Consider the following 20,028-nt stretch of genomic DNA (forward strand, 5'->3'; position numbering starts at 1 on the left):
TCGCGCTCGGTCAGCCGTACGAGAGGTCCTTGCACAGGTCTTCATCGGCCGACCGCGCCCCGTCGCCGACGGTGGAAGGAACTGCGCTGGGTGTCGGCGTGGCCTCGGCAGCGGGCGACGGATTCTCTGCGTACGAGGTCCCGAGGACCACCTGGATGCCCGGGGTGCCGGACGCCATGGTCCGTGCCCCGGCGAAGAGGCGCGCGGTGGTCTCCGCATCGGCCTCCAGACCCGGCCCGTACTGGATGACGGTCGACATGCGGTCCTGGTTGCTCGCGGTGGCTGTACCGGTGACGGTGAAGCCGTGGGCGCGCAGAAGTTCGGCGGCGCGGACCGCAAGGCCGTTGACCCTGGTGCCGTTGTAGACGGCGAGGCTGATGCCCGTACCGGAGACGGGGGCAGGGGCGACGGGCGACGGTGACGCGTCGTCCGGCCTCTTGGCGCTGCGGCCGCCCTTGCCCTGACCGCTGGCGTCCTGACCGTCGATCGTCCGGTCGGCCTTGAGCGCCTCCCAGAGAGCGTGGGCCTCCGGTTCGACGATCGCGACGCGCGCGCCCTCGTAACGCCACGGGACGGTGACGAACCGGGTGTTGCGCAGATCGATGTTCTTCATCGACATGGCGAACTTCAGCAGCCGGTCGGCCGATCCGAGTCCGGGGTCCACGGTCATCGAGTCGGCCGCCGCGTCGGCGAGCGGCAGCAGGGTGGTCGGGTTCAGTCCCTGGGACTTGACCTTCTTGATGAGAGAGCCGATGAAAGCCTGCTGCCGTTTGATCCGTCCGATGTCGGATCCGTCGCCGATGCCGTGCCGGATCCGCACGTAGTCGAGTGCCCGCTGCCCGGAGACGGTCTGCGGCCCTTTGGCGAAGACCAGTGCGCCCCGCGTGGGCCGGTTCGGGCTGAGGTCCCGCTGGTAGATGTCCTGCGGCAGGCAGACCGGTACTCCGCCGACGGCGGAGGTCAGTGCGGAGAAGCCGGAGAAGTCCACGACGACGGTGTGGTCGACGCGCAGGCCGGTGAGGTGTTCCACAGTGTTCTGGGTGCAGGCCGGGTTTCCCTCGGCGGTCTCCCCCACCGAGAACGCCCCGTTGAACATGACGTGGTGCTGCGGTGCGGTCCACTCGCCGCCGGGTGTCCTGCATGCCGGGATGTCGACCATGGAGTCACGGGGGATGGACACGGCGACGGCGTGCCGGTGGTCGGCGTACACATGGAGCAGGAACGCGGTGTCGGAGCGCCCCACGGTGCCCTTGCCGCCACCCAGCTTCCTGTTGGCGCCGGAGCGTGTGTCCGATCCGATGACAAGCACGTTCTGCCCGTTCGACGAGGCGGGTGGCCGGTCGCCCGAGATCCCGTCAGCGCCGAAGGTGTCGATCTGGCCGGTCAGTTTGAGGTAGCCCCAGCCGACCCCCGCGACCAGCAGGATGAGGAACGACAGCCCCATCATGGCGGTGCGCCCGAGTCTGCCGCCCCGTCCCCCGCCCGCCGCCACCTTGCGACTGCCTGTCATTGGTCTCCTCGTCCGCTCGGTTCCGGCTTCCATGGAGGAAGACGTCCGACCCCGCCCCACGGTTGTACAGTTGCGCAATGTAGCAAGTATCGCTGCGCTAATGGATCACCAGACCTACCCACAGCGGACCGGATCCACCAATTCCGGAAGTCCGCGAAGAAGGGCGGAACCCACATGCTGCGCAACGGCCTTGAGCCCTGGCACCTGTTGATTGTCGCGGCTGTACTGATCGTGCTGTTCGGATCGAAGAAACTGCCGGACACCGCCCGCGCCCTGGGCAAATCTCTGCGGATCCTGAAGAGTGAGGCGAAGGCGATGAAGGAGACCGACCCGCAGTGAGCCGGGTGGCGGCACGGTACGGTACGCGCTCGACATTTCATGGCTTGCGCAATCAGGGAACCTTGGATGAAGGACCGCCGTTGACGCGGTAACGGCGGAGGTAGCGCCGATCGATGCATCATCGGATCACTGGACCAACGGAGGAAGTTCATGGGTGTGACCCTGGCCAAGGGTGGCAACGTCTCCCTGTCGAAGGAGGCGCCGGGGCTGACCGCAGTGACGGTCGGCCTGGGCTGGGACGTACGGACGACGACGGGCGCCGATCACGACCTGGATGCCAGTGCGCTGCTGTGCTCCGACGCCGGGAAGGTCCTCTCGGACCTGCACTTCGTTTTCTACAACAACCTCACCAGCCCGGACGGTTCGGTGCAGCACACCGGTGACAACCTGACCGGCGAGGGCGAGGGCGACGACGAGTCCATCAACGTGGACCTGGCCGGTGTACCACTGGACGTGGCAAAGATCGTCTTTCCGGTCTCCATCCATGAGGCGCAGAGCCGTGGGCAGAGCTTCGGCCAGGTCCGCAACGCGTTCATCCGCGTGGTGAACCGGGCGAACGGCGTGGAGTTGGCCCGTTACGACCTGAGCGAGGACGCCTCCACGGAGACGGCCATGGTCTTCGGCGAGTTGTACCGGCACGGTACGGAGTGGAAGTTCCGCGCGGTGGGACAGGGGTACGCGTCGGGGCTGGCCGGTATCGCGTCCGACTACGGCGTCAATGTCTGATCGCTCGAAGTCGCGCTCCTGAGCGGCGGTTTCAGAGTGCCCGCAGTCCGTTGATCACCTCGCGGAGGATCCTCTCGTCGGGTAGCTGCGCGGGCGGTACGGGGCGGCTGACCCGCACATGGCCGGCTTCGAGCAGATCTCCGAGGAGGACCCGGACGACGCCGACCGGGAGGTCGGCGTCGGCGGAGAGTTCCGCGACGGACTGGGTCTCGGAGCGGCACAATGTGAGCAGCGCGCGGTGTTCGGGGCCCAGTTGGGAATCCTCGGAGCTGTCCGGTGCGTGGTCGGCGGCGGAGACCAGTGCGATCAGGTCGAAGTGCACTCCGCCCGGGCCCGGTTCGGTCCGCCCGCCCGTCATGGCGTACGGGCGGACCAAGGGCCCTGCCTCGGCGTCGTACCACTGGCTGCCAGGCAGTTCGGGCGGGTCCGGGAAGCTCTCGATGAATCCGGGGCCCTCGCTGGTCATGTCCACTGCTGTCTCCGCCCTCTCAGCCGGCCGGGGACGGGGGTACGGAGAACCGCGGCGGGGTACGCAGGTGCTCGCCGACCCGTTTGACGAGCCGGGCCATCTCGTAGGCGACCAGTCCGATATCGGCGAAGGCCGTGCTCAGCACGGCGAGGCAGGAACCGTCCCCGGCGGCTGCGACGAAGAGGAAGCCGTCGTCCATCTCGACCATCGTCTGACGTACCTCCCCGGCCTGGAAGTGCCGTCCGGCGCCCTTCGCGAGGCTGTGGAATCCGGAGGCGACCGCGGCCAGGTGCTCGGCGTCCTCGCGGCTGAGGGCGCTGGAGGCGCCCACGGCCAGACCGTCGCTGGAGAGCACCACGGCGTGCCGGACTTCGCCGACCCGGGCCACCAGATCGTCCAGCAGCCAGTCGAGTTCGCCCGAGTGCCTGCGCACCTCGGTCCGCTCGTTCGCGATCATGCGTGGTCTCCTTCGCTGCGGGGACGGGGTTCGGTGGTGGTTCGGTGCGGCGCCGTCGTGCCTGGGGCGGCGCCGCCGCCGCGTACCCAGCCGTTGCGGTAGGCGGTCATACGGTCCCTGGCCTGTTCCGGAGTGCGCTCAGCGGGTCCGTCCATGCCGTTTCCGTCGTCGATCCGGGTCGGCTCGGGCCGGGGCTCCTCGCGCAGTTGCGGAACGAGGTGGGCCTGCCGGACCCGGCGGGGAAGTGAGCTGTCGCCCTCCCCCTCGGTCTCGTGGGATTCCCGGGCTTCCCTGCTCGCGGGGGCTTCGCGGCTCTGGCTGGATTCCGTGCTCTCCCGGATCCCGCGGGTTCCGTGCTCGGCCCCCGCCTGCTCATCGCTCCGGTCCTCGACCGCTCTGCGGGAGCGTGGGCGCAGCGCGGTGACTCCGGCCGTGGGCCCCGTGCGCGACTCCAGCGCAGGCACCGGAACCGGGGCGGGGAACGCGGTCGCCGCCTGCGAACGCACCGCACGGGGGCCGCCGAACGCCACACCATCGCTTTCCTGCTGACGCTCGACCGATGCCTTCTCCGGTACGGCCTCTTCTCCGCCCGCCGGGAGCGCGCCCTGCAGCTCTCCGCCCGCCGGGAGCGCGCCCTGCAGCAGTTCGGTCGGCAGCAGGACCACTGCTGTCGTTCCGCCGTACGGCGAAGTGCGCAGCTTGACCTTGATGTGGTGCCGGACCGAGAGCTTGCTGACCACGAAGAGGCCGAGCCGGTCGCTGTCGAAGAGGTCGAGTGCCTCCGCCTGTTCGATGCGCCGGTTGGCCTCGCCGAGGAGTTCGTCGCCCATGCCGAGTCCGCGGTCCTCGATCTCCAGGGCGTAGCCGTTGCCCACGGGTTCGCCGGTGATCCGGACCTTGGTGTGCGGTGGCGAGAACTGCGTGGCGTTCTCCACGAGTTCCGCGAGGAGGTGGGTGAGGTCGGCGACCGCCGTGCCCTTGACCGCGGCATCCGGCAGTTGTCGCACCTCCACCCGGGCGTAGTCCTCGATCTCGGAGACGGCCGCGCGTACGACATTCGTCAGCGGTACGGGCATTCGCCAGGCGCGTCCGGGGGCCGCACCGGACAGGATGATCAGACTCTCCGCGTGCCGCCGCATCCGGGTGGTGAGGTGATCGAGGCGGAACAGGTCGCTGAGTTCGCCGGGATCGTCCGCGCGGCGCTCCATGCTGTCGAGGAGGTTGAGCTGGCGGTGGACCAGCACCTGGCTGCGGCGGGCGAGGTTGACGAAGACCCCGGAGATGCCGTCGGCGAGTTCGGCGCGTTCGACGGCGGCGCCGAGAGCGACCCGGTGCACGATGCCGAGGGCCTCACCGACCTGGCCTATCTCGTCGTGCGAGGTCGGGCCGGGCGGTGCCTCGGCCTGGATGTCGAGTTCCTCGCCCGCCCGGAGGCGCTGCATCGCACGGGGCAGTTTGCGGCGGGCGATCTCGAGGGCACTGTTGCGCAGGCTGACGAGTTCGACGACGAGCTCACGACCGATGCGTACGGAGATCACGAGCGAGGCCGCGACGGCGACGCAGCCGAAGAGGACGGCCGCTCCGGACGGGCTGAACAGTCCGCGGGTGAGCGGGTCGGCGCGGTCCGCAGCGCTTTCTGCGGCTCCGGTGCCGATGGCGCGCCATTGGCTCCGTACGCTCGCCGCGGCCGGATCCCAGTCGGCGGCGGGCACCGCCCGGGCGGCTTCCGAACCGGGTCGCGCGGTGAGCACCCTGTCCTCGGCATCCTCGATCCGGTGGTAGGCGGACCGCGCGGTGACCTTCTGCCAGGCGGCGCGTTCGGTAGGAGGGAGATCGGCGCCGGCGGTCTCGGTGAGGTTCCTGCGGGTCTCCACAGCCCCGGTGAACTGGACCAGTTGGCGGCCGTCGAGGCGCTTGGTGAGGGCGGCCGTGGCGAGCAGTGCGTCCTCGCGGGCCAGCATCTCGTCGGCGCGGGCCAGTTCGAGGAGTACGCGGGCGTCGGACCCGAGCGCGTCGTCCTGGATTCCGGTGAGGGCGCCGGAGACGCCGAAGCCCGCGGTGACTACCTGGGTGTACCGGTCGTACACGGCGCTCTCGTCGCGCTCCTGGCTCCCCGTGCCCCCGTCCGCGCGCAGTTCGTGCGTACGGTCGAGGAACCGGTCGAGCCGGTCGGCGACGCCGGCCGGGAGGCGGCCGGCATCGGCGATGGTGTGGTCCTTGTCCAGTCGCAGCGCGGCGAGCGCGGTATCGGTGCGTTTGGTCTGCTGTTCCAGTGCCTTGGCGTGGGCACTGCTGGGCGCGGCGGTCTGGATCAGGGCGGCTCTGCGTTCGGCCTGGAGGGCGGTGACAGCGGTGGATATCGGCGCCCGCACTTCTTCGTCCGCGCGTTGCAGCTGCCGCAGCCGTGCCACGTCCTGGGCCGTGTTGACCGTGGCGAAGCCCCAGAGAGCCAGCAGCGAGACGACGGGCACCACCAGCAGCGAGATGATCTTCGCGCGTACGGTCCTGGGGCGCAGGGTCCGGCGTCCATGTGGCCCGGACGTCTGCTGCGTCAGCAGCAGATGTGCGTCGCGTTCGGCGCTCTCGTCGGCCGGCGGCCCCGCGTGCGCGCGGCGTCCGCGCGCCGTGGGCGCGGGACCGGGCCGGGCGCCGGTCGTCGTGCCGGGGTCCGGGGTCGTGCGGGGTGGGCGCATGGCCTCCTCGTTCCGGGTGTGGAGCTGGGCAGGGGCGAAAGGGGGCTGTGCTGTGACGTCAGGGCGTCACGGACGGAGAGACGTCGTGGCCGCGGGAGCCGCCCCGGGGCGGGAATCACGTCCGCGCTGCGCGGGGCGCGTCGAGGCCGCGTCGGCCGCCGGTTCCGTGGTGCGCTCGGCGGAGACGTAGGCGGCGCGCTCCCGGGCCGTCGGCGACAGGGCGACGAACGCCGAGGTCAGGAAGAGGTATGAGCCGAGGCCGACGGCGAGGGGAAAAATGAACTGCATCGTCGTGGCCCCGGGGAGTTCGCTGCCGGAGGAGGCGACGCTCACGCCGACGGCCATCATTCCGGTGTAGTGCATGCTGCTGACCGCCGCGCCCATGACGAGCGAGGCGAGTGCGACCGCGCGCGATGACTTGATGTTGAGGGCTGCCCACAGAGCCGCCGTCGCGGCGACGACGGCGATGACGACGGAGAGCACGACCCGCAGGGGGTCGTAATGGATCGTGCCGTGCAGCCGCAGCGCCGCCATGCCGAGGTAGTGCATGCTGGCCACGCCGAGGCCGGTGCCGAACCCCCCGACGGCCAGCGCCCGGGTGCGGTCGCGACCGTAACCGACGGCGAAGACGCCGCAGCCGACCACCAGCATGGCGCCGAGCAGACTGAGCAGGGTCAGCGGCACGTTGTAGCGGATCTCGGTGCCGGTCACGCCGAAGCCGAGCATCGCGACGAAGTGCATCGTCCAGATGCCGGTGCCGAGGGCGGAGGCGGCCGTGATCAGCCAGTTGCGGCGCGAACGGCCGCTCGTGTCCAGTGCGCGCACGGTGCAGCTCAGTCCGAGCGCCGCGCCGATCGCTGCCATCACGTACGACAGTGCAGGTGTCAGCCAGCCGAAGGTGGCGTGGTCCAGGTGTCCCATGGATCGGGGACGCTAGTCGCCATGGGGGCGCACGTTCGGGGCGCATTTCGAAAGCTGCCGGAATATGACAGAGAGATGATCCCGAACGATCGGGCCGTGCTCGAACATGGACATCACTTTCCGTCCGGTTCACTCCGTATCACTCCGGTTGCCGGTGCGCGATCATGTCCGTATGGCCGATGACCACACACACGTCCAGGACTTCTTCACCGCCCGCGCCGCGGACTGGGACACCCGTTTCCCGGACGACGGTCCGGCCTACGCCGCCGCTGTCGAAGCCCTCGGGCTGCGCCCCGGCGACGCCGTCCTCGACGCGGGCTGCGGTACGGGACGTGCGCTGCCCTCCCTGCGGGCCGCCGTCGGGCCCCACGGTACGGTCCTGGGCGCCGATCTCACACCGGCGATGTTGGACGCGGCGATACAGGCCGGACGCGACCGCAGTGGTCAGCTGCTCCTCGCCGACGTCGCCCGCCTGCCGCTGCGGTCGGGTGTGCTCGACGCGGTGTTCGGTGCCGGCCTCATCTCGCACCTGTCGCGCCCCGGGCCGGACCTGGCGGAGCTGGCCCGCGTCGTACGTCCAGGAGGGCAGCTGGCGCTGTTCCACCCCATCGGCCGGGCCGCGCTGGCCGCTCGCCACGGCCGACAGATCACGGACGACGATCTGCGGGCCGAGCCCAACCTCCGGCGGCTACTCGCACGTTCCGGCTGGCAACTGGTCTCGTACACCGATGAGGAGGCACGGTTCCTCGCACTCGGCGTGCGGACGGGCTGACCTGGGCCCGGCTCACGTAGTCACGCGCTCACTCGACCGGGGCGCCCGGCCGCCGCTTGTGCGGGATCGGGCAGCCCCCGACGCCGGGGGTCGGGAAGGTACCGAGCTCGCCGACCTCGTAACCGTCCGGATAGCCCTTGATCTCCGGGTTCTGGCGCGCATAGCGCGCGGTGGACCTGGGCGGCAGCAGTCGCACGGCCCTCGCCCGCAGCCGCAGGGCGCCCTGGGTGAGATGGCGCGCGACGGGACCCGGTCGTTCGTAACGGAACGCCCGCAGCAGCGCATCGTCGAGGAGTGCGAGGCTGGCTTTGCGTACGACGGGTGCGAGCGGGCCCGGATACCAGGAGCCCATCAGTGCCAGCGTGGCGTCGGAGACACTGCGCGCCCCTTCGTCCCAGCCGAAGTGCTCGTCCTCGTACGTGTCGAGGGTGCGCTCGAATTCCTCGAAGGTCTGTGGCACGTCCTTGATGCCCATGTGCGCGCCGAGAGTGCGGTAGTAGACGGCGAACGCCCGCAGTTCATGATCGGAGAGGTGGCGCCAGCCGTAGCTGTCGATCCAGCGCTTCGGGACCACGACGAACGTGCACAGCACATAGCGCATGTCGTCGTTGCTGATGTCGTAGCTGCGGTGCATCTGGTTGATCCGGCGGATCGCCGTGCGCCCCGGGTCGCTGTCGAAGCCGTGCTCCACCACGGTGTCGAGGAGCAGCGCGGTGTCGTCGTACCGCTTCTGCGAACGATCCGTCAGCTCAGCCGTTTCGGCGAGGAGTCGGCCGATGCTCGGAACCGCATACGTGCGGTACAGGGCCAGTTCGAGCGCACGGGTGATGTCCCAGGGGAACTCGTACGTCGCCGTGAGCCGGTAGATCTCCAGGAAGTCCCGTTCCGGATCGAGCCGCCGGATCTCCTTCAGCCGGTCGTATCGCTTCACCGCATTGCCCCCGTTCCGCAGTCGAAGGTCAAACTCTACGCGGAAGGGGAAGACCGTAAGTATGTACGACCGCACCACGCGTGCACGGCTCCCCGGAAGGCGGTCCCCCATGATCGACATGCTCAGCAGTCTGCGAAGGGCTGTGTCACCCGGCCGAAAGGGTGAGCGGCCCGCGCCGCCGCGCGAGGAACGGCAGCGCAAGCAGCACAATCTGTTCGACGCGGCCGCCACCTATGTCGCGGCTTGCGTGGACGACGACCAGGATCGGATCGACGAGGCGAGCGGCTGGGTGTCGCCCGAGGCACTCTCCTTCGGCGTGAACGAGCTGGCCTGCCGGGCGGTCACCGCGCTGGCGCGGGAGACCGGCCAGTCGCCGCAGACCGTGGCTCGCACGCTGCTCGGCCTGCCCGTCGACTGAACCGCGACGTCCGCTTGCCGCGGCTCGGTGAGTCCTGCCTTGTCAGGGCCTCGACGGCCGCATTACCCACTGGTTAAGGTGCGCCGACGGAAAACGATGAGGGACGAGGAGGGTGCTGTGGCCGGGACGGACGACACAGTCGCCGACGAAGACGCACTGTATGTGCTGACCGCGGTGCTGCTGACACCCGCGCAGTTCCCGAGCGTGCTCGGGGACGACTACCCGGCGGCCTGCGTGGCACTCGGCCTCGAACCGTACGCCGAGGGTTACGGGCTGGTCCTCGGGCAGGACGGCGGCGGGGCCCGGTGGACCGTCGTCGTCGATGACGTGTCCCTGGTTGCCGTCGCCATCGCCTCCTGGGACTGCGGTATGGAGTACGACCTCTCCCCCGACGACCGTTCGGTGGTCTGCGCACTCCCTGGCTGGCCGCTGGCGCTGGCGGTCGCCGCGCCGGGGGTGCCGGCGCCGCACGATCCGCTGCCGGACCCGGAGGCCGAGGGAACCGATCTGCCGGCGCTGACCCCTCCCGACACGGAATCGTGGGGGCCCCCGCAGCGGCGGCTGGGGGCCGACGAGATCGCGTTGCAGTGGGCGGCGTGGCGGGAGCAGATCGACGACGCCACGGCGTTCGCGGGTACGGACGTCGCGGGCAGCGCCGATGACCCAGAAGGCGACGCCGCAGACGTCGCGCACGCTTCGAACCCCACGGGCTTCGCGGACGAGCTGGGCGCGGGAGACCCCGATACCGGGAGAAACACCGACGCGGACACCTCAGCCGACACTGCCGATGCCGATGAGGAGCGCCCGGCCGACGACACCGTCTCCTCCGGCGTCCATCCCGGTGTCCGACGCGCGCTGGAAGAAGCCCATGCGTACGTGGACAGCCCGCCGCCGCCCGGACGTGTCCGCTCCTCCTTCGCCCCCGGCGACGCCCGCACGCTGCGAGCCGACGGCCCCGGCTGGTCCCTGGTGGCCAGGACCGATGACATCGCATTCATCCTGCTGGACGAGGAACCCGGCGAGGTCCTGCCGGTCGGCCGCGGGACGGAGCTGCCCGGCCTGCTGAAGGCGCTCGAGGCGCTCGCCGTGCGCCCGGCCTGAGTCGCGGCGCCCCCTACACGGCCGGGCCGAGGCCCCAGTGCCTGCTCCGTCTCGGCCTCCGCCGGATCGCGAACCGGCCTGTGGTCGAGTCGGGGGCTCCGCCGGCCACCTGCGCGGCCCGGCTGCCCTATTCCGTCGGCCTCTACACACGCTCCAGCGGTCGGTGCGGTTCGGCGGGCAGTTCGACCGTGACCGGGTCGCCGGGCCGGACCACACCGCCGGTCCTGACGACGCTCATGATCCCGGCCTTGCGCACGATGTTGCCCGCCTCGTCCCGGCCGACGACCTGCTTGAGCAGCCCTTCCTGGAAGGTGTCGATCTGCAGGCACGGGTTGCGCAGCCCGGTGACCTCGACGACGGCCTCGTCGCCGAGGTGCAGCAGCGTGCCTACGGGCAGCGCGAGGAGATCGACGCCGCGCGTGGTGACGTTCTCCCCGAGGTCACCGGGGGCGACCTCGAAGCCCTCTGCACGCAGCTCGTCGAAGAGTTCCTCGTGGATGAGATGAACCTGGCGCAGATTCGGCTGGGTGGGGTCCTGTGCGACGCGGGAGCGGTGCTTCACCGTGACTCCCGCATGCACATCTCCCTCCACTCCGAGTCCGGTCAGCAGGGTGACGGTCTGCCGGTTCGGCTTGGTGAATGAGTAAGCCCCGCTACTGCTCACCACGGTGACGGTCCCGTTCATCTACGAAGAGCCCCTTTCAGCGGCCTATTTCCTTACGGGTGATCCTGCGGAGCCTGCGCCGCTGGGAGGGATCCAGCATCAGGTAGGCCACCGTCGGCACTCCGATCAGCACCAGCAGCGACAGCCAGAATCCGATGAACGGCATCAGGATGACTGCCGCGACGACTCCCCCGATGGCAATCTTTGCGCTGTTCGACATCGTCCACGCCTCCTACGCGGCTCACGCCGCTCCTGCTGTGAGAACGCCTGTGCGTCCCCATCGGTTCCAGCCCGCAGCGGCAGGCCTCCCGCCGGGTCACCTCAGCGGTTCGCCGACCTCGTGCATGTGCTGCAGCGCCTGCCGGTAGGACTCGATGAGTCCGGTCTCCGCGTACGGCATGCCCAGCGCCTCGCAGTGGGCGCGCACCAGGGGTTGTGCCCGGCACAGATGGGGGCGGGGCATGCTCGGGAAGAGGTGGTGCTCGATCTGGTAGTTGAGCCCGCCGAGGAACCAGTCGGTGAGGACGGCGCCGCGCACATTGCGCGAGGTGAGGACCTGCCGCTGGAGATGCCCCCAGCGCTCGCCCTCGGGATCGGGCATCTCCATGCCCTTGTGATTCGGCGCGAAGGCCATGCCCAGGTGGAGCCCGAAGAGTGCATGGTGCACGAGTGCGAAGACGACGGCCTTGCCGGGAGACATGACGGTGAGAAGCAGCGTCGCGTACAACCCGAGGTGGGTGACGAGGAGGGCTGCCGAGAGGGCACGCTCACGGGCCGGCTGCTGCCGCAGGTACTGGAAGCCGGAGATCTTGAGGGCGATGCCTTCGAGGAGCAGCATCGGGAAGAACAGCCGAGCCTGGTTACGGGTCAGCCGGCGGGCGAAGCCTTCGCGCTGGGCCGCCTGCTTCTGGGTCCAGACAAGGGCGCCGACGCCGACGTCGGGGTCCTTGTCGATGTGGTTGGGGTTGGCGTGGTGGCGTACGTGTTTGTCGTTCCACCAGGCCTCGTTCATGCCGAGCAGTAGATTGGCGTGGATCAGGCCGATGATCCGGCTCGCCTGTCGGTCGCCGGTGATCTGGGCGTGTCCGGCGTCGTGGCCGAGGAACGCGGTGCGGGCCCAGAACACCGCCAGCGGCAGGGCGAGCAGCAGGGTCCACCAGGTGTCGCCAAGAAGGGCCAGGCCGGTCGTCACGGCGCCCAGGGCGAGGAGGTTGGCCGCGATGCCTGCCGCGTACCAACCGGTGCGCTGCTTCAGAAGTCCCTGAGCCTTGACGGCCCGCAGGAGAGGCGCGAAGTCGCTCCCGGCACCGCCGACGGTTCCGGCGCCTCGCTCGAATCCCGCCGGTGCGGCAGTTCCGGTGCCTGGGGCATCTTGCGCGCCTCCGGCACTGTCCGCGCTGCGGGCACGGTCGCGGGTGCGGTCCGCGATGGTGACTACGGCCTCGGGCATGGCGTCTCCGGTCTCTGGGAGGCTTGATATGTGCTCTGACCTGTTGAAACGTACGGGCAGCGGCCGCACGCCAACCATGGCGCCACCACCCGGGATTCCGGGGGGCAGCCCCCTCCCCGCAGAGGGGTGCTGGCTACACCCCGCCGCCCACAGACGCCCATGGAAGTGATGTGGATCACGACGATCGCGCCCCCGGACACCGCCGCCGTGGAGTACCCTCGGCGACCTTGGCATCCACTAGTCAAATTTGAGGAATCCGACATCGCCGTGCACAGGCTTCCCGCGCCGACCCCCGCCGAGATCTCCGCGCTCTCCCGCTGCTCCGTCGTCTTCCTGCCCTCGGACCCCGCCCGCACCGGCCGGGTCGCCTTCTGCCATCCGGACGGCAGCAGCCCGCCCGACGCCCCCGGGACGGTCGGGGAACTGACCGTCGTCGGGGCCGACGCCCGCCCGTACCGTGTTCCGGCCCTGCTGCTGCCCGTGCGCGACGCCCTGCCCGTTCTGACCCGCGCGCGGGCGGCCACGCACTCCCATCCCGCGGCGGCGTTCTGGGGCGCTGCCGCACTCCTCGCCCTCCAACTCGCCGCCCGCGGACTGCTGCTGCCGGGGCTGAGCTCCACGGACCACGACGCCTGGCGGACCGGTCCCCTGACGGCCGCCGATCTCGACCGGATCCGTGCCCTCGCGGCCTCCATGCCCCCCACCGCCCATGCGGTGCCGCTCAACGAGGACGCCGAGCCCGTACTGCTGCCGGAGCCGGAGCGGCTGCTGCGCGCATTCCTGGACGCGGTCGCGGACGGCCTGCCGCGCACGCCCGCAGCGGTGTTCGCCACCGGCAGCCCGGCATTCGCCGTCGACACGCCGCAGCGTCTGCCTGACCGTCGCGGCTGGGCCGCTGATGTCGCGGCCGGGCACGATGCGGGAGTGCGGCTCTCGCTGCGTATCGAGCTCACCGGTCCTCCCGGGGTGCACGAGGACACCGAGCCGGGCGCCGGGCCGTCCTTCCGTGCGGTCCTGCAGATCCACAGCGTCAGCGATCCGACGCTGGTCGCCGATGCCGCCGACGTCTGGGCGGGCAACGCCCCGACCGCGACGGCGTTCGGTCCTCGGGCCCGGATGGACGCCCTCCTCTCGTTGCGCCGCGCCGCCCGCGCCTGGCCGCCGCTGGCTCCGCTGCTGTCGGCCGCCGTCCCGGATTCCGTCGATCCGGCCGATGAGGAGATCACCGAACTGCTCGGCCCTGCCGCACGGGCGCTCGCCGCGACCGGGGTCAAGGTGCACTGGCCCAAGGAGCTCTCCCGTACCCTCACCGCACGCGCGGTGATCGGCCCGCCGGACGACGAGAACGGCGGCGACGGCGAATCCCGAAACGGGCGGTCCGCGTCGGACACCCCGTCGTTCCTGTCCGCCGACGCGCTGCTGGCGTTCAACTGGCGGTTCGCACTCGGCGACCAGAAGCTGAGCCGCGCCGAACTGGACTGCCTGGCCGAGGCCAGCAGGCCGATCGTCCGGCTGCGCGACCAGTGGGTGCTCGTCGACCCCGAGGAGGGGCGCCGCGCCCGCGAGGCGCAGGACCGCAAGGTCACCCCGATCGACGCACTCGGCGCCGTACTGACCGGTTCCGCCGAGGTCGACGGCCGCAGGGTCGACGTACAGGCGACGGGCTGGCTCGCCCAGCTGCGCTCCAGGCTCGCCGATCCCGAGTCGGGCGAGCAGCAGACGATCGGTCAGCCCGCCGCGCTCGCCGCGACGCTGCGGGACTATCAGCTGCGCGGTCTGAACTGGCTGCACACGATGACCTCGCTCGGCCTCGGTGGCTGTCTGGCCGACGACATGGGGCTGGGCAAGACCATCACGCTCATCGCCCTGCATCTGCACCGGCAGAGCGTCGACGAGGCGGCCGGACCGACCCTGGTGGTCTGCCCGGCCTCGCTGATGGGCAACTGGCAACGGGAGATCGAGAAGTTCGCCCCCGGCACACCGGTGCGCCGCTTCCACGGCGCGTCCCGCAGCCTGGAGGACCTGGGGGACGGCGAGTTCGTCCTCACCACGTACGGCACGATGCGGCTCGACGCGGCAAGGCTCGCCGAGGCCGGGTGGTCCATGGTGGTCGCCGACGAGGCGCAGCACGTCAAGAACCCGTACTCGGCCACCGCGAAGCAGCTGCGGACGATCGGCGCGCGAGCGCGGGTGGCACTCACCGGCACCCCGGTGGAGAACAACCTCTCCGAACTGTGGGCGATCCTCGACTGGACGACACCCGGGCTGCTGGGCCGGCTCGGCACGTTCCGCACCCGGTACGCGCGGGCCGTGGAGGGCGGCAGCGACCCGGCGGCGGCCGATCGGCTCGCCGCGCTGGTCCGGCCGTTCCTGCTACGGCGGCGCAAGTCCGATCCGGGCATCGCTCCGGAACTGCCGCCGAAGACGGAGACGGACCGCGCGGTGTCGCTGACGGCGGAGCAGACCGGCCTGTACGAGGCGGTGGTACGGGAAACCCTGGCCGAGATCTCCGGCGCAGACGGGTTCGCCCGGCGCGGCCTGGTGATGAAACTGCTGACGGCGCTGAAGCAGATCTGCAACCACCCGGCGCACTACCTCAAGGAGGAGCGGCCCCGGATCGCGGACCGTTCGGGGAAGCTGGAGCTCCTGGACGAACTGCTCGACACGATCCTCGCGGAGGATGCGAGCGTTCTCGTGTTCACCCAGTACGTGCAGATGGCGCGGCTGCTCGAACAGCATCTGGCAGCGCGCGGAGTGCGTACCCAGTTCCTGCACGGGGGCACGCCGATCACCGAACGCGAGGCCATGGTGGACCGGTTCCAAGCCGGCGAGGCCCCCGTCTTCCTGCTGTCGCTGAAAGCGGCGGGCACGGGGCTCAACCTCACCCGGGCCGGCCATGTCGTGCACTTCGACCGCTGGTGGAACCCAGCGGTGGAAGCACAGGCCACCGACCGTGCGTACCGCATCGGGCAGACCCAGCCGGTGCAGGTGCACCGACTGATCGCCGAGGGAACGATCGAGGACCGGATCGCCGACATGCTGGCCCGCAAAAAGAGTCTCGCGGATGCCGTGCTCGGTTCCGGCGAGTCGGCGCTGACAGAACTCACCGATGCGGAACTGGCGGATCTGGTGGAGTTGCGAGGGGGCGCGCGATGAGTGACGGCTACGGGAACGACGCATACGGGATCGACGGGTACGCATCCGACGACGTCGCCGATGAGGAGTCGGCACCGGCGCAGGAACGCACCTTTGCCGCCCTGCCGCCGGCGCGGGGCCGCGGTTTCGCCGAGTCCTGGTGGGGCCGCGCATGGGTGAAGGCCCTCGAGGACACGGCGCTGGACGGCGAGCAGGTCAAGCAGGGGCGCCGGTTCGCCCGCGAGGGGCGGGTCGGCGCGGTCTCCGTGCGGCCCGGTCGGATCACCGCGGTCGTCCAGGACCGGGACTCGACCGCATACCGCAGTGATGTGCTGCTTCAGCAGCTGAACGAGGAGGAGTGGGACCGGTTCCTGGACATGGCGGTCGACCGGGCCGGGCACATCGCCGCGCTGCTCGACCGGGAGATGCCACCGCACCTGGTGGAGGACGCGGCAGCCGCCGGAGTGGATCTGCTGCCGGGTATCGGAGATCTGGATCCTGAGTGCACGTGCGAGACGTGGGACCACTGTCCGCACTCCGCCGCCCTCTGCTACCAGGTCGCGCGGCTGCTGGACCAGGACCCGTTCGTACTCCTGCTGATGCGCGGGCGCGGCGAGCGGCGGCTGCTCGACGAGCTCCAGGTGCGGATCGCGGTCCGTGCCGCGGAGCGGGAACCCGCTGAGCCCTCCGCTGCGGAGAACCGTCGGGCGCGCGGTGTACGGGCGGACGAGACGTTCGCCGCGCGGGACATCCTGCCCCCGCTGCCCGCTCCCCCGCCGCTGCCCGCGGAGCCCGGTCCCACCCCGTCGCTGCACACGGAGACCGAACCGGAGCCAGGTCTCGACCCGGCGGCACTGGAGGTCCTGGTGACGGACAGTGCGGTACGCGCCTACCGGATGCTGGCGGATGCCCTTGCCCCGGGTCACGAACAGCAGCCGGTGCAGCACGAGTTGACGCCTGAGCAGGACGCGGTGAGGCTGGTCGCCGACGCTCGTCCCGAGCCCTGGATCGTGACCCGGCTGAGCACCGGATCCGGGCGGCAGCGGGCCGAACTCGACGCGGCGGTGCGAGCTTGGGGTTATGGCGGGGCGGCCGCGCTTGCGGTGCTCGACGAGGAATGGGCGCCCGATCCGGGGTCCCTCGCCAGGGCCCGTGCGCGGCTCGCCGAGGCATGGGAGGACGGCGAGCGCCCGCAGTTGCGGGCGGCGGGCAACCGCTGGACCGTTGCGGGTGGCGGCGTACAGCTGCGGTACGGGCGGGACGGGCGCTGGTGGCCGTACCGCAAGGAGCGCGGTCGCTGGAACCCTGCGGGACCGGCGGACGACGATCCGGCGGCGGTGCTGGCGGGCGCGCTCGGCGACGGTCTCGCGCAGGTGGGCGACGGAGGATGTGCCGGGGATGAGGGCAGTGGTCGGCGAGCGTTGCAGCAGCCAGGCCAGGGCGACCTGCTGCGGTGAGGCGTCCAGGCGGGCGGCGACCGTGGTGGGTGCCCCGGACTGGAGCGGACCGAAGCCGCCGAGTGGGAAGAACGAGGCGAAAGCGAAGCTCTCGGCGGCACACCGGTCGCCGAGGGCGTCGTCCTGCACGGTTGGCGAGGTGTAGAGGTTCTGCACGGTGGCGACGGGGGCGATGGCCTGCGCCTCGGTGAGCTGGGCGACGGAGACACCGCCGAGGCCGAGGTGACGGATCAGGCCCTGCTGCCGAAGTTCGGTCGGAGCGCCGAATTGTTCGGCGATGGACTCGTCGTTGCTGCCTTCGGGCGAGGCCCCCAACTTCCGTTCCCCCTAACGATTTTCGGCGCCCTACTGTCTTCCGCCACCCGCGCGACGCCCGTACGGTAGGGCGCGCGAGACGCTCGGCCGTACATCGGACAACGCATTCCGGTCAGCGGACCAGAGGGGGTCACGGGGTGTCGGGGGAATCGGGTTCGGTGCTGTTGCGCGACGCCGTAGGGCTGCGCGAAGTTCTTTTCCAGAGCATCACGGCGATGGCGCCCGCCGCAGCCATCGCCGCATCCATCCCGTCGGGAGCCGCGTTCGCCGGCGGCAGTCTGCCGTTGTCCGTGCTGGTGGCGCTGGTGGCCTGTCTGTTCACCGCGTCGTGCGTCGCGGAGCTGGCCCGCCATCTGCCCGCGGCCGGTTCGGTCGCCACATACTCCGCGCAGGGCCTGCATCCGGCCGTCGGCTTCCTCGTCGGCTGGGGCTATGTCTTCGTCGAGGCGCTGGTGCCCGCGCTGCTGTTGCTGCAGCTCGGCTTCACGACGGCGGGCACGCTGCACCAGGAGTGGTCGTCCTACCCGGCGGACCTGTGGTGGCCGTGGTCGCTGCTGGGCGCAGTGATCATCGCACTCGCCGGCTACTTCGGGGTACGGGCGTCCGCGCGATTCGGCACCGTCCTCGGCATCTTCGAAGTGCTGGTCTTCGTCGCATTCGCGGTGCTGCTGATCGGGCAGGCCGGCTCGGACAACACGCTGTCGGTGTTCGGTACGTCGCACACCGCGGACGGCTTCGACGGGATCAGCGGCATCTTTGCCGGCTCGGTCTACACCGTGCTGGCGTTCGCGGGCTTCGAGGCGGCGGCGCCGCTCGCCGAGGAGACGAAGAACCCGCGGCGCACCATGCGACGGGCGGTGCTCGGTGCCGCGCTGTCGATCGGCCTGGTGTACGTCCTCACCACGTACGCCATGTCCGTGTACTTCGGGCCCGACCGGTTCGCCGGGTTCGGCTCCTCGGGGGCGGCGTCATGGGAAGGCGTGGCGCGCGCCTCGTTCGGGCTGTTCTGGGTCCTTCTCTTCCTCGCCGTCGTCAACTCGACCGTGGCCAATGCCAATGCGTGCGCGAACGTGTCGACGCGCACGGCCTTCGCCCTCGGCCGAATCGGCGTGTTCCCGCACGCGTTCGCGCGGCTTCATCCGCGCCGCCGCTCGCCCGTCACCGGTGTGGCCGTGCAGTTCGTGATCGCTGTCGGCGCGGCGCTCGGGCTCGGCTTCGGCTATGACCCGGTGACCGCGTTCATCCTCCTGGCGACCGTCATCGTCACCGTGATCATCGGCGTGTACATCGTCGTCAACCTGGCCTGCGCCGGGTACTTCCTGCGCCGGCGTCGCGAGGCGTTCAATCCCGTACTTCATCTTCTCTTCCCGGTACTGGGCATCGCGGCGTTCGTACCGGCGCTGCTGACGGCCGCCGGGATTCCGGCCTTCGACTTCGTCTCGGAGCTCAGCGCCCCCGTTTCGTACGCGGGGCCGGTCGTCGGTATCTGGATGCTCATCGGCGTCGTTGTACTGGTGGTGCTGGTGCGCAGACATCCGGAGCGGGTGGCCCAGACCGGACGGATCCATCTGGACGAGGCCCCGGAGGCCGTCGTCGACATCGGAACAGGAGCAGAACAGCGATGAGCGACCCGCGGATCCTGACCGTGCGCCCCAAGGAGGGCGAGTACGCATGGACCTTCGGCGGTGCGGCGCCGGTGGCCCGGATCGAGCCCGGCACCTTCCTCGATATGTACACGGAGGACTGCTTCGCAGGCCGGGTGCGCTCCGAGAAGGACCTGGTCTCCGCCGTCTGCGAGTTCCCGTTCCTCAACCCGCAGACCGGTCCCTTCCATGTGGTCGGGGCGGAGCAGGGCGACACCGTCGCGGTGCACTTCGTGTCGATCGAACCGGCCAGGGACTGGGCGGCGTCCACGACCGTGCCGCTGTTCGGGGCCCTGACCTCCACCCATACGACAGCGTCGTTGCAGGCCCCGCTGCCGGAGGTGGTGTGGATGTGGCAGCTGGACCGGGCTCGCCGCACCTGCCTGTTCAGCGCCCGGGACAGCGACATCCAGGTCGAGCTGCCGATGGATCCGATGCACGGCACCGTGGGGGTGGCTCCCGCCAATCTGGAGGTGCGGTCCGCGCTGGTTCCCGACGCGCACGGCGGGAACATGGACACGCCCGAGATGCGGGCCGGGGTCACCTGCTATCTGGGCGTCAATGTCGAGGGCGCGCTGCTGAGTCTGGGCGACGGACACGCCCGTCAGGGCGAGGGCGAGACCTGCGGGGTCGCGGTGGAGTGCGCGATGAACACCGTGGTCCTCGTCGAGCTGCTGAAGGGAGTGTCGACGCCGTGGCCGCGGATCGAATCGGACACCCATCTCATCTCCACCGGCTCCGCTCGCCCTCTCGAAGACGCCTTTCGCATCTCGCAGTTGGACCTGGTGCAGTGGCTGGCACGCGACTACGGGCTTTCCGAGCTCGACGCGTACCAACTGGTCAGCCAGGCCGGTGAAGCGCCGCTGGCGAACGTCTGCGACACCAACTACACCTGCGTGGCGAAGATTCGCAAGGAGTGGCTGCCCGCGGGCGATCCTCATCGTGGACTGCACCGACACCTCCGCGAGACCGCCGCCCTGCTCCCCACCCCCTGACTCCGCACCCCGTACACCGTCTCCCTACCCCT

At 70.4% G+C, this 20,028-nt stretch carries 18 protein-coding genes and 1 pseudogene; 9 read left to right on the top strand and 10 right to left on the bottom strand.

The features are described 5' to 3' along the window. Positions 1-10: 10 nt before the first annotated feature. Positions 11-1,447 (bottom strand): LCP family protein, encoded by a 1,437-nt coding sequence (locus OG972_RS01590; protein ID WP_323135942.1) that lies wholly within the window; start codon positions 1,445-1,447, stop codon positions 11-13. Positions 1,448-1,684: 237 nt separating this feature from the next. Between OG972_RS01590 and tatA the strand changes: the two genes are divergently transcribed. Both tatA and OG972_RS01600 read left to right on the top strand, forming a co-directional pair. Further along, positions 1,685-1,849, top strand: coding sequence for a Sec-independent protein translocase subunit TatA (gene tatA, locus OG972_RS01595; RefSeq protein WP_266977884.1), 165 nt, complete (start codon positions 1,685-1,687; stop codon positions 1,847-1,849). Positions 1,850-1,999: 150 nt separating this feature from the next. Continuing rightward, on the top strand, positions 2,000-2,575 hold the full coding sequence (locus OG972_RS01600; protein ID WP_266977885.1) for a TerD family protein: 576 nt from the start codon (positions 2,000-2,002) through the stop codon (positions 2,573-2,575). Between the two features lie 31 nt (positions 2,576-2,606). Here OG972_RS01600 and OG972_RS01605 read toward each other — a convergent pair whose 3' ends face one another. The 4 genes from OG972_RS01605 to OG972_RS01620 all read right to left on the bottom strand — a co-directional run bounded on the left by OG972_RS01605 (position 2,607) and on the right by OG972_RS01620 (position 7,115). Beyond that, the gene (locus OG972_RS01605; protein WP_266977886.1) at positions 2,607-3,041 is read right to left on the bottom strand and encodes a DUF742 domain-containing protein; all 435 of its coding nucleotides are present in this window, start codon (positions 3,039-3,041) and stop codon (positions 2,607-2,609) included. Positions 3,042-3,063: 22 nt separating this feature from the next. Continuing rightward, the gene (locus OG972_RS01610) at positions 3,064-3,501 is read right to left on the bottom strand and encodes a roadblock/LC7 domain-containing protein (protein WP_266977887.1); all 438 of its coding nucleotides are present in this window, start codon (positions 3,499-3,501) and stop codon (positions 3,064-3,066) included. Further along, positions 3,498-6,194, bottom strand: a complete 2,697-nt coding sequence (locus OG972_RS01615) for a nitrate- and nitrite sensing domain-containing protein (RefSeq protein WP_266977888.1) — start codon at positions 6,192-6,194, stop codon at positions 3,498-3,500. Before OG972_RS01615 ends, OG972_RS01610 begins: the two co-directional genes overlap by 4 nt. 66 nt (positions 6,195-6,260) lie before the next feature. Beyond that, complete coding sequence (locus OG972_RS01620; RefSeq protein WP_266977889.1) at positions 6,261-7,115, bottom strand: MHYT domain-containing protein; 855 nt, start codon at positions 7,113-7,115, stop codon at positions 6,261-6,263. Between the two features lie 172 nt (positions 7,116-7,287). Between OG972_RS01620 and OG972_RS01625 the strand changes: the two genes are divergently transcribed. Next, a complete protein-coding gene (locus OG972_RS01625; protein WP_266977890.1) occupies positions 7,288-7,887 on the top strand; it encodes a class I SAM-dependent methyltransferase in 600 nt (199 codons plus the stop codon). A gap of 28 nt (positions 7,888-7,915) precedes the next feature. Here the strand turns inward: OG972_RS01625 and OG972_RS01630 are convergent, their stop codons facing one another. Continuing rightward, on the bottom strand, positions 7,916-8,818 hold the full coding sequence (locus OG972_RS01630) for an oxygenase MpaB family protein (protein ID WP_266977891.1): 903 nt from the start codon (positions 8,816-8,818) through the stop codon (positions 7,916-7,918). Between the two features lie 109 nt (positions 8,819-8,927). Between OG972_RS01630 and OG972_RS01635 the strand changes: the two genes are divergently transcribed. After that, on the top strand, positions 8,928-9,236 hold the full coding sequence (locus OG972_RS01635; RefSeq protein WP_266977892.1) for a hypothetical protein: 309 nt from the start codon (positions 8,928-8,930) through the stop codon (positions 9,234-9,236). A 117-nt stretch (positions 9,237-9,353) separates the two neighbouring features. Then, positions 9,354-10,337 carry a hypothetical protein gene (locus tag OG972_RS01640; RefSeq protein ID WP_266977893.1) on the top strand — a complete coding sequence of 328 codons (984 nt, stop codon included), beginning with the start codon at positions 9,354-9,356 and terminating at the stop codon, positions 10,335-10,337. Between the two features lie 142 nt (positions 10,338-10,479). On the opposite strand, the gene OG972_RS01645 is transcribed toward OG972_RS01640, so the two are convergent. The 3 genes from OG972_RS01645 to OG972_RS01655 all read right to left on the bottom strand — a co-directional run bounded on the left by OG972_RS01645 (position 10,480) and on the right by OG972_RS01655 (position 12,451). Next, positions 10,480-11,022 carry an MOSC domain-containing protein gene (locus tag OG972_RS01645; RefSeq protein WP_266977894.1) on the bottom strand — a complete coding sequence of 181 codons (543 nt, stop codon included), beginning with the start codon at positions 11,020-11,022 and terminating at the stop codon, positions 10,480-10,482. Positions 11,023-11,038: 16 nt separating this feature from the next. Further along, positions 11,039-11,221, bottom strand: a complete 183-nt coding sequence (locus OG972_RS01650; protein ID WP_266977895.1) for a hypothetical protein — start codon at positions 11,219-11,221, stop codon at positions 11,039-11,041. 96 nt (positions 11,222-11,317) lie between these two features. Further along, positions 11,318-12,451, bottom strand: coding sequence for an acyl-CoA desaturase (locus OG972_RS01655; protein WP_266977896.1), 1,134 nt, complete (start codon positions 12,449-12,451; stop codon positions 11,318-11,320). A gap of 267 nt (positions 12,452-12,718) precedes the next feature. Between OG972_RS01655 and OG972_RS01660 the strand changes: the two genes are divergently transcribed. Both OG972_RS01660 and OG972_RS01665 read left to right on the top strand, forming a co-directional pair. Then, positions 12,719-15,607 (top strand): DEAD/DEAH box helicase, encoded by a 2,889-nt coding sequence (locus OG972_RS01660; protein ID WP_266977897.1) that lies wholly within the window; start codon positions 12,719-12,721, stop codon positions 15,605-15,607. Further along, positions 15,604-17,043, top strand: coding sequence for an SWF or SNF family helicase (locus OG972_RS01665; protein WP_266977898.1), 1,440 nt, complete (start codon positions 15,604-15,606; stop codon positions 17,041-17,043). Before OG972_RS01660 ends, OG972_RS01665 begins: the two co-directional genes overlap by 4 nt. On the opposite strand, the pseudogene OG972_RS01670 reads toward OG972_RS01665, so the two are convergent. Continuing rightward, positions 16,942-17,325, bottom strand: a pseudogene (locus OG972_RS01670) (aldo/keto reductase); the annotation flags it as partial. The gene OG972_RS01665 and the pseudogene OG972_RS01670 sit on opposite strands and share 102 nt — an antisense overlap. Before the next feature lie 170 nt (positions 17,326-17,495). Between OG972_RS01670 and OG972_RS01675 the strand changes: the two are divergent. Beyond that, on the top strand, positions 17,496-18,983 hold the full coding sequence (locus OG972_RS01675) for an APC family permease (RefSeq protein WP_266977899.1): 1,488 nt from the start codon (positions 17,496-17,498) through the stop codon (positions 18,981-18,983). Continuing rightward, the gene (locus tag OG972_RS01680; protein WP_266977900.1) at positions 18,980-19,996 is read left to right on the top strand and encodes an acetamidase/formamidase family protein; all 1,017 of its coding nucleotides are present in this window, start codon (positions 18,980-18,982) and stop codon (positions 19,994-19,996) included. Before OG972_RS01675 ends, OG972_RS01680 begins: the two co-directional genes overlap by 4 nt. Positions 19,997-20,028: the final 32 nt, after the last annotated feature.

Origin of the sequence: Streptomyces sp. NBC_01669, assembly GCF_026339735.1 — a bacterium.
GTDB lineage: Bacteria > Actinomycetota > Actinomycetes > Streptomycetales > Streptomycetaceae > Streptomyces > Streptomyces yanii.

What these genes read in the sequence shown, in the direction of transcription:
- OG972_RS01590 (WP_323135942.1), bottom strand. Translation starts at nt 1,447, where the DNA reads ATGATGGGGCTGTCGTTCCTCATCCTGCTGGTCGCGGGGGTCGGCTGG.
- tatA (WP_266977884.1), top strand. Translation starts at nt 1,685, where the DNA reads ATGCTGCGCAACGGCCTTGAGCCCTGGCACCTGTTGATTGTCGCGGCT.
- OG972_RS01600 (WP_266977885.1), top strand. Translation starts at nt 2,000, where the DNA reads ATGGGTGTGACCCTGGCCAAGGGTGGCAACGTCTCCCTGTCGAAGGAG.
- OG972_RS01605 (WP_266977886.1), bottom strand. Translation starts at nt 3,041, where the DNA reads ATGACCAGCGAGGGCCCCGGATTCATCGAGAGCTTCCCGGACCCGCCC.
- OG972_RS01610 (WP_266977887.1), bottom strand. Translation starts at nt 3,501, where the DNA reads ATGATCGCGAACGAGCGGACCGAGGTGCGCAGGCACTCGGGCGAACTC.
- OG972_RS01615 (WP_266977888.1), bottom strand. Translation starts at nt 6,194, where the DNA reads ATGCGCCCACCCCGCACGACCCCGGACCCCGGCACGACGACCGGCGCC.
- OG972_RS01620 (WP_266977889.1), bottom strand. Translation starts at nt 7,115, where the DNA reads ATGGGACACCTGGACCACGCCACCTTCGGCTGGCTGACACCTGCACTG.
- OG972_RS01625 (WP_266977890.1), top strand. Translation starts at nt 7,288, where the DNA reads ATGGCCGATGACCACACACACGTCCAGGACTTCTTCACCGCCCGCGCC.
- OG972_RS01635 (WP_266977892.1), top strand. Translation starts at nt 8,928, where the DNA reads ATGATCGACATGCTCAGCAGTCTGCGAAGGGCTGTGTCACCCGGCCGA.
- OG972_RS01645 (WP_266977894.1), bottom strand. Translation starts at nt 11,022, where the DNA reads ATGAACGGGACCGTCACCGTGGTGAGCAGTAGCGGGGCTTACTCATTC.
- OG972_RS01650 (WP_266977895.1), bottom strand. Translation starts at nt 11,221, where the DNA reads ATGTCGAACAGCGCAAAGATTGCCATCGGGGGAGTCGTCGCGGCAGTC.
- OG972_RS01655 (WP_266977896.1), bottom strand. Translation starts at nt 12,451, where the DNA reads ATGCCCGAGGCCGTAGTCACCATCGCGGACCGCACCCGCGACCGTGCC.
- OG972_RS01665 (WP_266977898.1), top strand. Translation starts at nt 15,604, where the DNA reads ATGAGTGACGGCTACGGGAACGACGCATACGGGATCGACGGGTACGCA.
- OG972_RS01680 (WP_266977900.1), top strand. Translation starts at nt 18,980, where the DNA reads ATGAGCGACCCGCGGATCCTGACCGTGCGCCCCAAGGAGGGCGAGTAC.